This window comes from Amycolatopsis sp. NPDC114484 (assembly GCF_055633755.1).
Map to the genome: position 1 here is coordinate 1 of NZ_JBVKDQ010000007.1, position 14,406 is coordinate 14,406.

Annotated in this window: 11 protein-coding genes and 1 pseudogene; 4 read left to right on the forward strand and 8 right to left on the reverse strand. The window is 68.2% G+C overall.

Going from position 1 to position 14,406, the window contains the following annotated elements; genetic code table 11:
- Positions 1-91: 91 nt before the first annotated feature.
- Positions 92-787, reverse strand: coding sequence for an ABC transporter permease (locus ACZ7SW_RS18780; protein WP_470231679.1), 696 nt, complete (start codon positions 785-787; stop codon positions 92-94).
- Positions 784-1,548, reverse strand: a complete 765-nt coding sequence (locus tag ACZ7SW_RS18785) for an ABC transporter ATP-binding protein (protein WP_470231680.1) — start codon at positions 1,546-1,548, stop codon at positions 784-786. Before ACZ7SW_RS18785 ends, ACZ7SW_RS18780 begins: the two co-directional genes overlap by 4 nt.
- Before the next feature lie 159 nt (positions 1,549-1,707).
- Between ACZ7SW_RS18785 and ACZ7SW_RS18790 the strand changes: the two genes are divergently transcribed.
- Positions 1,708-2,406, forward strand: coding sequence for a GbsR/MarR family transcriptional regulator (locus tag ACZ7SW_RS18790; RefSeq protein ID WP_470231681.1), 699 nt, complete (start codon positions 1,708-1,710; stop codon positions 2,404-2,406).
- Positions 2,407-2,418: 12 nt separating this feature from the next.
- Here ACZ7SW_RS18790 and ACZ7SW_RS18795 read toward each other — a convergent pair whose 3' ends face one another.
- The gene (locus tag ACZ7SW_RS18795) at positions 2,419-3,267 is read right to left on the reverse strand and encodes an 8-oxoguanine DNA glycosylase OGG fold protein (RefSeq protein ID WP_470231682.1); all 849 of its coding nucleotides are present in this window, start codon (positions 3,265-3,267) and stop codon (positions 2,419-2,421) included.
- Positions 3,268-3,502: 235 nt separating this feature from the next.
- Here ACZ7SW_RS18795 and ACZ7SW_RS18800 point away from each other — a divergent pair, with 235 nt between their 5' ends.
- From ACZ7SW_RS18800 to ACZ7SW_RS18810, 3 genes are read left to right on the forward strand one after another with little or no spacing between them, the layout of a single operon-like run.
- Complete coding sequence (locus tag ACZ7SW_RS18800; protein ID WP_470231683.1) at positions 3,503-5,350, forward strand: alpha-L-fucosidase; 1,848 nt, start codon at positions 3,503-3,505, stop codon at positions 5,348-5,350.
- A gap of 9 nt (positions 5,351-5,359) precedes the next feature.
- A complete protein-coding gene (locus ACZ7SW_RS18805) occupies positions 5,360-7,222 on the forward strand; it encodes a beta-N-acetylglucosaminidase domain-containing protein (RefSeq protein ID WP_470231684.1) in 1,863 nt (620 codons plus the stop codon).
- An 11-nt stretch (positions 7,223-7,233) separates the two neighbouring features.
- A complete protein-coding gene (locus ACZ7SW_RS18810) occupies positions 7,234-9,063 on the forward strand; it encodes a beta-galactosidase (protein WP_470231685.1) in 1,830 nt (609 codons plus the stop codon).
- A 56-nt stretch (positions 9,064-9,119) separates the two neighbouring features.
- On the opposite strand, the gene ACZ7SW_RS18815 is transcribed toward ACZ7SW_RS18810, so the two are convergent.
- From ACZ7SW_RS18815 to ACZ7SW_RS18835, 5 genes and pseudogenes are all read right to left on the reverse strand, one after another.
- On the reverse strand, positions 9,120-10,052 hold the full coding sequence (locus ACZ7SW_RS18815) for an NAD(P)/FAD-dependent oxidoreductase (protein ID WP_470231991.1): 933 nt from the start codon (positions 10,050-10,052) through the stop codon (positions 9,120-9,122).
- A gap of 261 nt (positions 10,053-10,313) precedes the next feature.
- Positions 10,314-10,553, reverse strand: a pseudogene (locus tag ACZ7SW_RS18820) (FAD-dependent oxidoreductase); the annotation flags it as partial.
- Positions 10,456-12,363 carry a LodA/GoxA family CTQ-dependent oxidase gene (locus ACZ7SW_RS18825; protein ID WP_470231686.1) on the reverse strand — a complete coding sequence of 636 codons (1,908 nt, stop codon included), beginning with the start codon at positions 12,361-12,363 and terminating at the stop codon, positions 10,456-10,458. The pseudogene ACZ7SW_RS18820 and the gene ACZ7SW_RS18825, both read right to left, overlap by 98 nt.
- Entirely contained in the window at positions 12,356-13,594 is a 1,239-nt protein-coding gene (locus tag ACZ7SW_RS18830) for a ferritin-like domain-containing protein (RefSeq protein ID WP_470231687.1), read from the reverse strand. The genes ACZ7SW_RS18825 and ACZ7SW_RS18830 overlap by 8 nt, the downstream gene beginning before the upstream one ends.
- A gap of 297 nt (positions 13,595-13,891) precedes the next feature.
- Positions 13,892-14,374 carry an Lrp/AsnC family transcriptional regulator gene (locus tag ACZ7SW_RS18835; protein WP_470231688.1) on the reverse strand — a complete coding sequence of 161 codons (483 nt, stop codon included), beginning with the start codon at positions 14,372-14,374 and terminating at the stop codon, positions 13,892-13,894.
- Between the last annotated feature and the right edge of the window lie 32 nt (positions 14,375-14,406).

Here is a 14,406-nt window from a genome sequence, read left to right on the forward strand (position 1 = left end):
GTCATCGCTGAGGATCAGCTCGACCTTGGACCGTCCACGACCCGCCATCACCGCATCCTACAATTAGATAGCGGACTTCAGGCGCAGGACACTAGGCGAGGGCAGTCCAGATCTCACTGCCGACTGGCTGTCGGGTCAACAGACCGCGGATGGCGTTGACGATGGACGTCGTCGGCTGGTGTTCGGCGAAGGCTCGTACCGGTCCGGGCATGGTGCTGGTCGGGACGAACGCCGAGCTGACGAACGGCAGGAAGACGAGCGGGTAGGAGAACGCGCTCGCACCGTCGCCCGACCTCGCGGTCAGGCCGGGGATGACGGCGAGCCAGGTGAGCGCGAGCGTGAACAGGAGCAGGATGCCGGCGACCGCGAGCCAGGCCGGTATTCCCGCCCCGGAACGGAATCCCATCAGCACGGCGACACCCACGACGACCGCGACCGACATGAGGTTCGCGACCAGCGAAGTCAGCACATGGCCCCACAGGAGGGCGGACCGCGCGATCGGCATGGACCGGAATCGCTCGAAAATGCCGCTTTGCAGGTCCTGGAAAAGCCGGAACGCGGTGTAGGAAATACCGGAGGCGACGGTGATGAGCAGGATGCCGGGCAGCAGGTAGGTCACATAGCTGCCTGAGCCGTGCTGGATCGCGCCGCCGAAGACGTAGACGAACAGCAGCATAAAGGCGATCGGCAGGACGGCGGTCGTGATGACGGTGTCGGGGCTGCGCGCTATGCGGCGCAGGGAACGTCCTAACAGGACTGTGGTGTCAGTGAAGAAGTGTTTGGTCATCGGTGATCCTTGACGATCGCGAAGAAGACGTCTTCGAGTGTTGGCTGTTTCTCGACGTATTCGACCTTGGCGGGCGGTAGCAGCTGCTTGAGCTCGGCGAGGGTGCCGTTCACGATGATCCGGCCCTGGTGCAGGATCGCGATCCGGTCGGCGAGCTGTTCGGCCTCGTCCAGGTATTGGGTCGTGAGCAGCACCGTCGTACCGTGCCCGGCGAGTTCCTTGACGGCCTGCCACACTTCGGCGCGCGCCTGCGGATCGAGGCCGGTCGTCGGCTCGTCGAGGAAGACGACCGGCGGATTCCCGATCAGGCTCATCGCGAGATCGAGGCGACGGCGCATGCCTCCCGAATACGTCGACGCCCTCCGCGCGGCCGCGTCCCGCAACGAGAAACGGGCGAGCAGGTCGTCTGCGACCCGGCGTGGATTCGCGAGATGCCGCAACCGGGCGACGAGCACGAGATTCTCCCGCCCGGTAAGGATTTCGTCCACGGCGGCGAACTGCCCGGTGAGACTGACGGATTCCCGCACCTCTGCCGATTTCGCGGCGACGTCGAAGCCGTTGACGCCTGCCGTGCCGGAGTCGGGCTTCAGCAGGGTGACGAGGATGCGCACGACGGTGGTCTTGCCCGCTCCGTTCGAGCCGAGCAATGCGAAGATGCTTCCCGGAGCCACCTCGAAGTCCACGCCGCGCAGCACCCGCAGCGTTCCGTACGATTTTTCCAGGCCTCGCACCCGGATCGCGGGTTCGGAGGTCGCGGGCATCGGAGTTTTCCTTCCTCGGTGCGGATGAACGGCCAGAACCTATCGGCGGTCTTCCGCGCCCGGGAAACTCCGCGACTCGCCGCGTTGAGATATCCGTGCAGGTCAAGCTCGGCTTTCCGGTGCATCAGGAATAGGGTTATTGCAACGAGGAGGTCTGAGATGCCCGGATCCCGGCTCACTCGCCGCGACCGGCGGGTCATCGCCGCCGGTCTGGCCGAAGGGCTCGGCTACGCCGAGATCGCGCGCCGGCTGGCCCGGCCCACCTCGACCGTCAGCCGCGAGGTCACGCGCAACGGCGGACGCGCCGGGTACGCGCCGGACACGGCCCACCAAGCCACGAAACGGCGTGCGCACCACCGCAAGCCCGGCGCTGTGCCGAGCCGGCGCACGGAAGCCACTGTGGAGCAGCAGTTGGCCGCCACGCTGATCGGCACCGGACTGCCCAGCATGGCCGGGAGAGTGCTCGCCGCGCTGCTCGTCACGGACGACGCCGGAATGAGCGCCGCGGAGCTGGTTCAGCAGTTGCGGGTCAGCCCGGCGTCGATTTCCAAATCAGTCCGGTACCTCGAAGGCGAGGGCTTGCTTCGCCGCGAGCGGACTGGGAAGAGCCGAGCGGAACGGTACGAGGTCGGCCCGGACGCCTGGTTCCAGGCGTTTCTCGCCAGCGCACAGCGGAATCATCAGCTCGCCGACACCGCACGCCGGGGATCCGTTCGCCTCGGCCGTTCGACTCCGGCCGGTGCCCGGCTTCACGCGTTGAGCCGGTTCCACCAGCAGCTGACCGACGACATCATCGAGCGGGCCCGCCATTGGCGCTCCGTGCTCACCGAGTCGTCCGAGTCCACCCGCCGGAGCTGACCCGGTGAGATCTCAACCGGCCCAGCCCTGCCGGATGATCCGTTCCAATTCGTCCAGATGCGCCCGGGCTTCGCGCGCCGATCCGGCCTCGGCCGTGTCGAACAGTTGCTCCAGTTCGAGGAGCGCGGCTTGCGCCCTCTGCTCCGGCGACGCCGATTCGCCCGCGCCCGCCCAGGATTCGCTCCACTGGCCGGATCCTTCCCGGCTCACCGCGGACCGGAAGATCAGTTCCTCCACGGTATCCGCGGCCAGCCCGAGCTGCGCCGACCAGGACGTCAGCAACGCGACGTACTGTTCGTAAACCGCGGGCCGCCACTCGTCGATCATCAGGTGGAGGCCGGTGTGCGTCGCCAGCCAGCGGCGGACCACGGCGTCCAGGATCGGGGCGCTGTCCCGGGACTGGGCGGCGGTGACGAACCGCAGGTACTTGGTGCCGAAAGCCACGCCCAGGTAGCGCAACGGCTGATCCGCCAGATCACGGAACGCCGCCAGCCCGCCGTGTTCCCGCGCGACGGTGGCCACCGCCGCCAGCCGATCGACCGCGTGCGGGTTTTCGGTCAGCACGCGGGCGGTGCGCCAAGGGCCGTAACCGACGCGCCCGTATCCCCAGATCATCGCGGCCAGGAACGCCCGTTCCGCACCCTCCGGGGTCACGGCGTGCGCTGCGTGGCGGGTCGCTTCGGCTCGGTCGACGCGGTCGGGCAGCGAGTCGAGGAACGCGTGCCGGCTCGGGAAGTACCTGCGCCAGGCGTCGCGGGACCAGCGGATCGGAGGTTGAACCGGTTCGCCTTGTTCTCGCCAGCGCTGGACGGTGCTGGTCAATGCGGCCGGGACTGATATCTCACCAGAAGCTGCTGTCATACCTTCCTCCTTCTGAGAGAACCGTGGTACTAGACGGAGATCCATCAGATCACTGGGCCCCCGCAGCAGGGTCGGTCGGGCCGCGAGCGGAGCGCTTGGAACAGGGCTGATCCAAGCCTCGGCGCCTGGGTGAAAGCGAGACGGCCTCCGCCGATCAGGTCTAGACATCCGATGGATGCCCGACTTAGGCTCCCCGCCGTCACCGTTCGGTCACGGATCCGACAGGAGGACTGCCGTGTCGATTCCCGCGAGCCTGGCGCTTGCCGCGGTACTGGCGGCCGGGGGAACGGCTGTTCCCGCCGCCGCGGGCCCCGCTGGCTGCCAAGGACCGATCCGCCCGGCGGCGATCCAGACCGTGCAGTCGTGCGACGGCATGGACCGGATCCTCGCCAAAGCCGCCGCGACCGTGCCGCGCGCTGGGCAGGTCGCCTGGCAGCAGCGACCGGTCACCGCGTTCACGCACTTCGGCATGAATACCTTCACCGACCGGGAATGGGGTTCCGGCGCGGAAAAGGAGTCGACGTTCGCACCGACGGCAGTCGAGACCGACCAGTGGATGCGGTCGATGAAGGCGGCCGGCGTGACGCAGGTGATGCTGACTGCGAAGCACCACGACGGTTTCGTTCTCTACCCGACGCGCTATACGAACCACTCCGTCGTCGCGAGCCCGTGGTGGATCACGCCCGGGTGCGCCGACGACGCGGTGGCGAAGGCCCGCGCGGCCGCACAGAACGGCCGGGCGCAGGATCCGTCCGCGTACTGGCAGGTTCGCGCCGCGGGCTGCGCCAATCCGCGCGGGGACATCCTGCGCGACTACGTTGATTCGGCGCGGAAAGCCGGGCTGAAAGTCGGCGTGTACCTGTCGCCCGCGGACGGTGCCGAGCTGCCCGCGCAGTTCTTCGCTGACCAGGTGAAACGGGTCGAAGCGAAGGTCGCCGCGGGGCAGCCGCTGAGCATCGAGGAGCAGGCGACCTACGACGACCGGGCGAATACGCCCGCCGGTCGGGGCCGATACGGAACCGGCAGCGCGGCGAAGGTCCGCACCATTCCGTCGCTGGTGCCGAACGACGACCGGGTGACGGCGCTGGCGGCCGGGAAACTGCCGAAGTTCACGGTCGAAGAAGACGATTACAATACCTACTACCTGAACCAGATATACGAGTTGTTCACGCAGTACGGCCCCATCGACGAGCTGTGGCTGGACGGGGCGAATCCCTGGCGGGGCAACGGAATCAGCGAAACCTACGACTTCGCGACCTGGTTCCGGATGATCCACGCGCTGTCGCCGGACACGGTCACGTTCGCCGGGCCGGCGGGGGTGCGCTGGGTCGGCAACGAGCAGGGCCAGGCCCGCCAGACCGAGTGGAGCGCGCTGCCGACCACCGGCGATCCCAATACCGCGCACAACGAGGAATTGTTCGTCGGCGGCGCGGAGGGTGCCGACCTCGGGTCGCGGCAGGTGCTCGCCGACCCGTCCGTGCGGTACCTGGAATGGGCACCGGCCGAAGCTGACGTATCAATCCGGCCGGGCTGGTTCTACCATCCCGACGAACAGCCGAAGACGCCCGCGCAACTCGTCGAGCTCTACCGCGCCTCGGTAGGACGCAATGCCTCGTTGCTGCTGAACGTTCCGCCAGGGCCGGACGGCCGGATCGCTCCGGCGGACAGTGCGGCGCTGGCGTCCTTCGGACAGGCCATCGCCAGGACGCAGGCGCAGAACCTCGCTGCCGGCGCGCGGGGACTGAACGCGGTCACGGATTCCTCGCTCACCACGTCGTGGTCGCCGCCGCACGGTGCGCTCGCCGGGACGATGGACGTCGTGCTGCCGAAGGCGGCCGCCTTCGATCAGCTCCGGCTGGGGGAGGACATCACCCACGGCCAGCACATCGAAGGCGCGACCGTACAGGCCGAAGCGGACGGTTCCTGGCGCACGATCGCGACCGTCACCACGGTTGGTGCAAACCGTCTCGTCACTCTCCCGTCGCCGGTCACCGCCCGCCACCTGCGCGTGGTCGTCACGCAGTCGCGGGCGACGCCGTATCTGGCTACCTTCGCGTTGTACCGCACTGTTCCCGCCGCCTGAGAGGAAGTCATGACTCTACGCCGCAGAGCTTGGCTCGCCGCCGTCGTCGCGACGAGTGCCCTCACCGTCGTCCAGCCGGCTGCCGCCAGGCCGGGCGCAGTGCCGGTCGTTTCCCCGACGCCGCAACAGATCAACCGCGACGCCGCGGACGTGCCGTTGCCGTCCTCGGTGACGATCGCAACGGACGGAACCACTGACGGACCGGCCAGGGAACTGCTGATTTCCTTGTTGAAACAGCACGGGGTGAAGAAGATCGGCACTGGCGGGTTCGTCATCCGGCTCGCCAATGGCGGAGACGCGCCGACGCAAGCGGAGGGCTATTCGCTCGCCGTGCGGCGCGACGGGGTGACTGTCAACGGCCGCGACGGTGCCGGGCAATACTACGGCGTGCAGACTCTGCGTCAGCTGTTTGTCCGAAGTGGACACGACTGGTCGGTGAGCGGCGTCGCGGTGCGGGACTGGCCAAACATGGCGCTGCGCGGGTCGATCGAGGGCTTCTACGGTCCACCGTGGACTAACGCCGACCGTGTTCGGCAGATCAAGTTCCTCGGCGAGACCAAGGCGAACACGTACATCTACAGCGCGAAGGACGACGCGTATCTGCGCGATCAGTGGCGGGATCCGTATCCGCAGCAGGAACTGGACACGCTCGGTCAGCTCGTGCGTACGGCGAATGCGAACCACGTCGACTTCACCTACGCGTTGTCGCCCGGGGTGTCGATCTGCTTCTCGTCGCCGCAGGATATCGCGGCGGTGAAAGCGAAATTCCAGGCTGTTTACGACCTCGGCGTGCGGTCGTTCTCGCTGCCGTTCGACGACATTTCCTACACCAAGTGGAATTGCGCCAGCGACCAGGCGGCGTTCGGAGCACCCGGTCAGGCCGCCGCGGGCAAGGCCCAGGTCTCGCTGCTCAACGAAATCAACAAGAACTTCGTGAAGAACCACGACGGCGTCCGTCCTTTGCAGACAGTGCCGACGGAATACAGCGACCTCAAGGACTCGCCGTACAAGACGCAGCTGCGGGAGAATCTCGACCCGTCCGTGGTTGTGCAATGGACCGGAACCGCAGTGGTGCCGCCGAGCGTGACGAACGACGAAGCCCAGCAAGTGTCCACAGTGTACGGACGGAAGGTGTTTCTCTGGGACAACTACCCGGTCAACGATTACGAGCAGTCGGCCGGACGGTTGCTGCTCGCGCCGTACGCGCATCGTGAAGCTGGCCTGTCGAAGTATCTCAACGGCATCGTCTCGAATCCGATGAACCAGGAGGCGGCCAGCGAAGTCGCCGAGTTCGGTGTCGCTGATTTCTCCTGGAACGACGCGGGTTACTCGCCGGACCGGTCGTGGCCGCAGGCGCTGGCCCGGCTCGCGGGCGGCGACCCGCGCGCGACGGCGGCGCTGAAGGTGTTCGCGGATCTCGAACACCTGGCACCGGTCTTCGGTCCCACACCGTGGCAGCCGCAGGCACCGGTGCTCGCGGCTAAGGTGGCCGACTTCTGGCAACGGTGGAACGCTGGCGATCACCGTTCACTGGGCGAGCTGCGTTCGTACGCCGAACAGATCCGCAACGCTCCGACGGTCATCCGGGGCGGACAGGTGCAGAGCGCCTTCGTCGGCGAGGCGGGTCCGTGGCTGGACGCGACCGCGCTGTGGGGCGACGCGATAGTGACCCGGCTGGACGCGCTCGCGGCGGCGACCCGCGGTGACGACGCCAAAGCCGAGCAACTGACGGCCGCGGCGGACGCTCTGGTCACGCGCGCGGAGGCGGTGAAGACGGGCAACAGCAACCGATGGGGCGTGCGGCAGGCACTCGTCGGCGACGGCGTGCTCGACGCGTTCCTCGTCCAGGTCCGCGCGGCGACTGTCGGCTGAGCGGGGGAGGGATGGACGTGAGCAGGAGGACCTTCCTCGGCGGCGCGGCGGCAGTCGCGGCGAGCACCGTGTTCGCCGGACCGGCGGGCGCGGCCGGACGCCGCGGGCTCAGCGTGTCCGGCGACCATTTTCTGTTGGACGGCAAGCCATTCCAGATCGTGTCCGGCGCGATCCACTACTTCCGGTTGCGGCCGGACCAGTGGCGCGACCGCCTGTCGAGGCTCAAAGCGCTTGGCCTCAATACCGTCGAGACCTACGTGGCCTGGAATTTCCACCAGCCGACGCCGGGCCGAGTCGATTTCCGCGGTCCTCGCGATCTCGCGGCGTTCATCCGCTTGGCCGGGGAACTCGGGTTCCAGGTCATCGTCCGCCCGAGTCCTTATATCTGCGCGGAATGGGAATTCGGCGGCCTGCCCGCCTGGCTGCTCGCGGACCGGAACCTGGAGCTGCGCTGCGCCGATCCGGCTTATCTCAAGGCCGTCGACGCGTGGTACGACCAGCTGATCCCGCAGCTCGCCCCGCTGGAAGCGCAGCACGGCGGGCCGATCGTGGCCGTGCAGATCGAAAACGAATACGGCAGCTACGGCAATGACACGGGCTATCTCGCGCATTTGCGGGACAGCCTGCGCTCGCGCGGAATAACGAGTCTTCTTTTCGTTGCCGACGGCGCTTCCGAGTTCTTCATGCGCTTTGGCGAGCTGCCGGGCACTTTGGAAGTCGGAACCGGCGACGGCGATCCGGCTCCGAGCGTCGCCGCGCTGAAGGCTTTCCGGCCCGGAGCGCCGGTGATGATGGCGGAATACTGGGACGGCTGGTTCGACCACTGGGGCGAATCGCACCACACCACCGATCCCCGGCAGACCGCCGCCCACATCGACCAGCTGCTGGCGACGGGTGCGTCGGTGAACCTGTACATGGCCTGCGGTGGCACCAACTATGGCTTCACTGCTGGCGCCAACACGTCTGGTCTGCAATACCAGCCCACCGTGACCAGCTACGACTACGATTCCCCCATCGGCGAAGCAGGCGACGTCGGCGCGAAGTTCACCGCGCTGCAGGCGGTGCTCATCAAATACACCAAACAACCGGTTGTCCCGCCGCCCGCTCGCTCGCCGCGTCTCCCGGCTCAAACCGTGACCCCAGCCGAGTCAGTGTCCCTTCTGGACTCGCTGTCCGCACTGTCCACTGTGGTCCACTCGGCGCAACCGGTGTCCATGGAACGGCTAGGCCAGTCGACTGGTCTGATCCACTACCGCACGACCGTGCAGGGCCCGCATTCCGGCCCGCTGAGCATTCACGGACTGGCGGACCGGGCGCTGGTGTTCGTCGACGGGGTGCGGCTGGGCGTTCTGGACCGCAACCATCCGGACGCCACGCTGGACCTGAAACTCGAGAAACCTCGGACGCGGCTGGACCTCCTGGTCGACGCCATGGGCCGGGTGAACTACGGGCCGTACCTCGCGGATCGCAAGGGCATCGACGGCTGGGTCGCGATGAACACCCAGCAGAAACTGTTCGGATGGGAGATCCGGCCGCTGCCGCTGGACGATCTGTCCCGGCTGCGGTTCTCCTCCGGCGCACCGGGCATCGGTCCGGCCTTCCACCGCGCGACCGCTGTGGTCGCCGATCCGGCGGACGGTTTCGTGGCCTTGCCCGGCTGGGAGAAGGGCATCGTGTGGTTGAACGGCTTCAACCTGGGCCGGTACTGGAAGATCGGGCCGCAGAAGACGCTTTACGCGCCTAAGTCGTTGTGGCGGAAGGGGAAGAACGAACTGGTGGTGCTGGAGTTGCACCAACCGGGGTCGGCGATCGAGATCCTTCCGGAGGCAGACCTGGGCTGACCGGGGAGCCGTTCGGCAAGTTCGCTCGTGTGATGTCGCAGCATGCCGTGAACTGATCAGTGGAGGACGAGGTGCCGGGCCTCGGTGACCCCTTCGCGACGTCGAGTCCAAAATGGACTGCCCCATCGCCGTTCCGCCCGATAGACCTCCCGCCGTTGCCGAAGGTAGGCGTCGAACCGGCGGCACAGCTGCTGCCGGTGCCGGGCGGAATCGAGCTGTCCGGCCACGATCAGGTCCGCGGCGGCCAGCCCGGACTCGATCGCCAGCGTGACTCCGGCGCTGGTCAGCGGATCGAGCGCCATCGCCGCGTCCCCGACGGCCAGCCAGTCCCGGCCCGCGCTCGGGGTGAGCAGGTGGGAGCGGGCGTCGCGCACGAGCAGCGACGGTTCGCCGCGCGGGACGTCGAGGTGGCGGGTGTCTCGGAGCGCGGCCAGCCATCCCGCCGGTCTGGCCCGGCCTTCGCGGCGGACCAGATCGGCGTCGGACAGCAGCGCGAGTGTCAGGCGGCCGCCGGGTTGCGGGGAGGCGTACCACCAGCCGCTTTCGACCGCTTCGAGGACGACATGTCTGCGGGCGGCCGGATCCGGCACGGTCGCGGCGACGCCGACCAGCCGGTCGGCGAAACAGCGCCGGGCCCCTTGCGCGATGCCGAACGCGGCGCGGCGGCCGGTGGCGTCGACCACGATGTCGGCGGTCAGGCGGGTTCCGCGGCAGGTGAGCGACCAGCCCTTCGCGGTGCGGCGGGCGGAGGACCAGCGCTCCTGGACCAGGACGGCCCCGGCGGCGACCGCGGCGGCGCGCAGCATCCGGTCGAACCGGATGCGGTCGAGGTGCCAGCCGGGGCCCAGCCCGTCGAGGAGGTAGTCGCGGTATTCCAGGCCGGGGGTTCCCCATGCCGACGCGGTGCCCAGCGAGCGCAGGTGGTCGCGGTCGAGGGCAGCGGTGCCGAGGCCGAGGCGGGCGAGCGCCCCGGCGATCGCGGGAGGCACGGATTCTCCGGCTGCGGGCGGCGGGCCTGTGCGGCAGAGGCGGATGGGCGGGCCGGTGGCTGTGGGAGGTCGGGGATCTCCGGCGGTGCGCGGAGAGGCTATGCGGTCGAGGTCGATGGGTGGCCTGGCGACCGGGGAGTGGTCGAGGTCGATCGGTGGCTCCGTGATCGCGGTCGACACGGATTCTCCGGCCACACACGACGAGCCCGCACGGTCGAGGTCGAAGTGCCCTCCGACGACCGTAGCCAGCGCGGACTCCCCGGCAGCGCGCGAGGTGCCGACACAACCCGACCAAAAGGCACCACCCGGGTCGACCAGCACGACCTCACACCCGGCACGCCGCAGCGCGATCGCGGCGCTCGTCCCGGCCGGTCCCGCGCCCAGCACCGCGACCCTGGGAACCCTAGGCATGCGGCTGGTCGTGGTCGTCGAGGACATACCCCGGTCGGGGCAGCGTCCGCCGCACTTCGACGAACTGCGGTTCCGGCGGCTGGGTGTCATCGGACGGCCGGAGCCGGGTGTTGCGGGCGACGAAGCCGAGTTCGTGCCAGTGCTGGGCCATGCCGAGGTTGTCCGCGAACGCCACGTAGCCCTTCACCGTCTGGTCGCGGACCGTGCCGACCCAGCCGACGTGGTTCCACTCGGAGCGTGGCCCGGGCTTGTCGCGCCGGGCGTAGACGAACATCGGGCGGTGCGCCGGCCACCACCACAGATAGTGCTCGTCGACCTCCAGCACCGAGCAGGTGTTGAAATCTCCTTGCCACGGAACGGAAAGGTACTTCGTGACGTCGCCGGGTTCGAGGCCGCGCGCCGGGTCGGCGATCAGGCTGAGCCGGCCCGCTTCGACCGGCAGGTGCGGGACGGGGCGGAGCCGGAACGGCGCGGCGTAGACCGCCGGGACGCGGGAGAGCCACGACATCTCGATGCCGGGCGCGAACGGCGGGCCGGAGCAGTTGCCCAGCGCGGCTTCGGTCAGGTGGTGGCCCGGCCGCCGTTCCGCTGCGGAGCCGGGGTTCGGGGGCTGCTCGGCCGTCCGGAAGTTGCCGTCGGCCCATTGGCCGAGCAGGAAGTACTGGGTCGCGGTGAGGGAGTGGAACTTCGCGGTCAGCTGGCTGTCGCCGGCGGCGTCTTCCCCGACGATGTAGGGCATCATCCGGTAGCCGGTTTTGCGCGAGGCGAGCGTGTTGGGGGTGCTGGGCGGGCGCAGGACCTCGAAAAGCCGCCGCCGGATCTGGTCGTAGCGCGGGTCTTTGGCGCCGAGCCGGGCCAGGTCGAACGTGTGCACCTTGGGCGGGACCGCCACGACCCACGGGAGCACGACCGCCCGGCGCAGGATCGGTTCGATCTCCGTCGGGTAGTGCGGCTGGTAGGTCTCCTGCCACTGGCCGTTGTCGTAGAGGTCCGGTCGCAGGCCGGTGAACCGGACGGCCATGTCGAAGATCGTGTCGTAGAGGGTGACCACGTTGACGATCTCCGGGGCGTAGGCGGGCGGGGCGACGATCGCCCACGCCTTGTCGTCGAGGCGGATCTGCTGTTCCGGGCCCACGACGGTGCCGTGCTGATCGAGCACGCGCACGACGATCGTCGCGGACACCGGGCCGTCGGAGACGTCGTCCCACCAGCCGTCGTTGTTGTCGTCGTCGGGGATGCTCGGTTCGGCGGCGGTGAAGTAGGAGATTCCGGAGCCGCCGAGCAGCAGCAGGCCGCCGTCCTTCCCGACAGTGATCCGCCCGAGCGTGGTGATCCTCTGCCTCGCCGGATCCGGGCTGTCCGGCGGGAACGTGCTCCGGCCGTGCCCGTCGTTCCGGTCGAACTCGCCGATCCTGGTTCCGCGGCTGCTCACGGTGCGCGGGCCGGGGTCGATGATGAGCTTCTTGCGCGCCTCGCCCTGGACGTCCTCGTTGCGCAGCGGGTGCCCGGCCGGATAGCCGGTCTCGCCGATCCGGTCCTGGATTTGGTACCAGGAGGCCTTTTTGTTCGCGAGATGCGCTGTCCAGACGATGTCGGCGATCGTCGCGGTGCTGCCGTCGGACAGCGGGAGCCGCGTGCCGATCGTGAGCGGTTCCCGCCGGTCCTCGGCGTAGAGGGCGAAGGTCGCGGCCTGTTTGCGGAGGCGGCCGTGCCGGTCCCGGAAGCCGGCCGGTTCGAAGGGCAGGTCGCCCTCGCTTTCGCGGGGGAGCCGTCCGATCCCGTCCGGGGGCAGGTAGTAGTCCTCGGTGCTGTCGCCTCCTCCGGTGTTGCCGAGCCTCGCGAAACCGATCGCCGGGAAGATCGACACCGAGCGGCTGAGCTGGGCCAGCGCTTCAGACATGGTCCGCCTCCGTGCTCGTCCCGGGCCGGTTCTCCTGGATCCGGCGCAGGGTCGCGGCGAGCGTCGGCGATCCGCCCTTCCGCCTGCCCGCGGCCAGATCCGCGGCGAGCTGATCGAGTTCCTCCGGTTTCCGCCGGTCTTTCCCCGGCAGGTACCGGAAAGCCGGTCCCGCTGTCGGATCGTCCGCGGTGTGGCTTTCGGCGGCGACCGGGGTCTGCATCAGTTCCACGGCGAGCGACGGAAGGCTCACCCGCATCGCGGGGACGACGCTGGTGAAGAAGAGATCCCGGTCGCCTCTGAGCGCTTTCTGCAGATCGTCGACCAGGACGCTGTAGGCGTGGTCGAACAGGTCGCTGAGCGCTGCCGCCGCCTGGTTTTCGTACTTCGCCTTGGCGGGATTGGCGATCATCGGATACGTCGGGGGCAACGGGACCGTGCCGTCGGCGATCGCCTTGAACTTGAAGTAATGCGACATTTCGAGCGGCGTTCCCAATACCGGCCCGTAGGTGCCGTCGGCTCGCGGGCCGTAGTACTCGTACTGGCCCCACGGCTCGCGGACCCGGTATTTCGGATCGTCCAGTTCGCCGCTCATGTCGGCGCCCTCGCCCTGTTCGACGATTTCGTTGACCGCCTTTTTCGCGGACTCGAGATCCTTCACGAGCACGACTGTTCCGCCGCTGTTGCCGAAGTTCCACTGGTCGCTTTGCCGGGAGGTGTCGTAGGCGCGCCCGGGCGCGCGGTCGTATTCCTCGAGTTTCTTCAGGATCGCCGAGTACAGCTGGCCGATGGTCGAGAAATCCTCCTCCTGTCCGGCCGCGTCCGGCTGGGCGGGCTGTTCGATCCGCATGAAGGTGCTGCGGAACAGCTCCGGCGACGCGGCCATCAGCTGCAGATACGGCCCGCCGTCCTCGGCGTCTTCCGAGAGGTGAGCGGGGTAGCTCGGCGGGAACGGATGCGCGGCTCCTGCCCCGGTGACCAGGGTCGGGGTGCCGCCGACGGCGTTGAGCAGGTTCGCGGCCAGGTTGAGGTGGAGCATTTCCTCGAGCGCGACCCCGCGCACGAATTGGTAGGCCGGGGAGGCCTTGTCTTTGATCGAGTACATCGCGGTGAGATAGGGCGGAATGGTGGCGAACTCCACGCGCAGCGCGATGTCCAGCAGTTCTTGAAGTGTCTTTCCCCGCGATGGGGAAGGAATGAGATAGCGATGCCCGGACGCAGTGACAGCAGTCATGCGGGCTCCCCCTCGGAGCTTGATTGCGCTAGTGGCGATAGCGGGCAATTCCGCACGACGGCGACCCCCTGCCCGTGCTGACGACACTAGCAGCGGCCGGAACGGCCATCCAACGTCCGAACGGGCGCACTTCGGCATGGGTGATGAGTCAAAGAAGTACAGGCGACCTAATGGTCAATGAAGCTCTAAGGTCCGCTTATAGGGGAAAGCAGTTCCGCGAGGCGGGTTTCTTGTGGCGCGGCGGATTAATTGGTCTTTACGAAACGTTGGAGACTTGACCGGGCGGCCTCCGCCCGGTCACTGATCCCCGGCGAGGTTCTCGATCGCCCGTTTGCGGCTGTGGTCGAACACGATCGAACTGCGGAACTGCACGACTTCCTTGCGGCTGCTGAGATCCTCGACGAGGAAGGCGTGCAGCCGCGAGACGTCCGGGACCGCGACGTGCAGCAGGAAATCGTCGCCGCCGGCGAGGACGAAGACGGCCATCACCTCCGGCATCGCCAGCGCGTCGCGGCGGAAGCGGTCGATGACCGGCCTGCTGAGCGGGCGGATCTGGGCGAACACCATGGCCTGCACCGACCTGCCCAGCGCGGGCAGGTCGACCTCGGCGTGGAACCCGGTCAGCACCTGCCGGGCCTGCAGCCTGCCGATGCGCTCGGAACAGGTGGACGCGGCGACGCCGACGCGTTCGGCGAGGTCGCGCATCGGGATCCGGGCGTCCTGCTGGAGCTCGTGGACGATGAGACTGTCGATCCGATCCAGGTTCGGAGTTTCGGTCATTTGCCGAACATATCACTGTCATCACGCTTGAG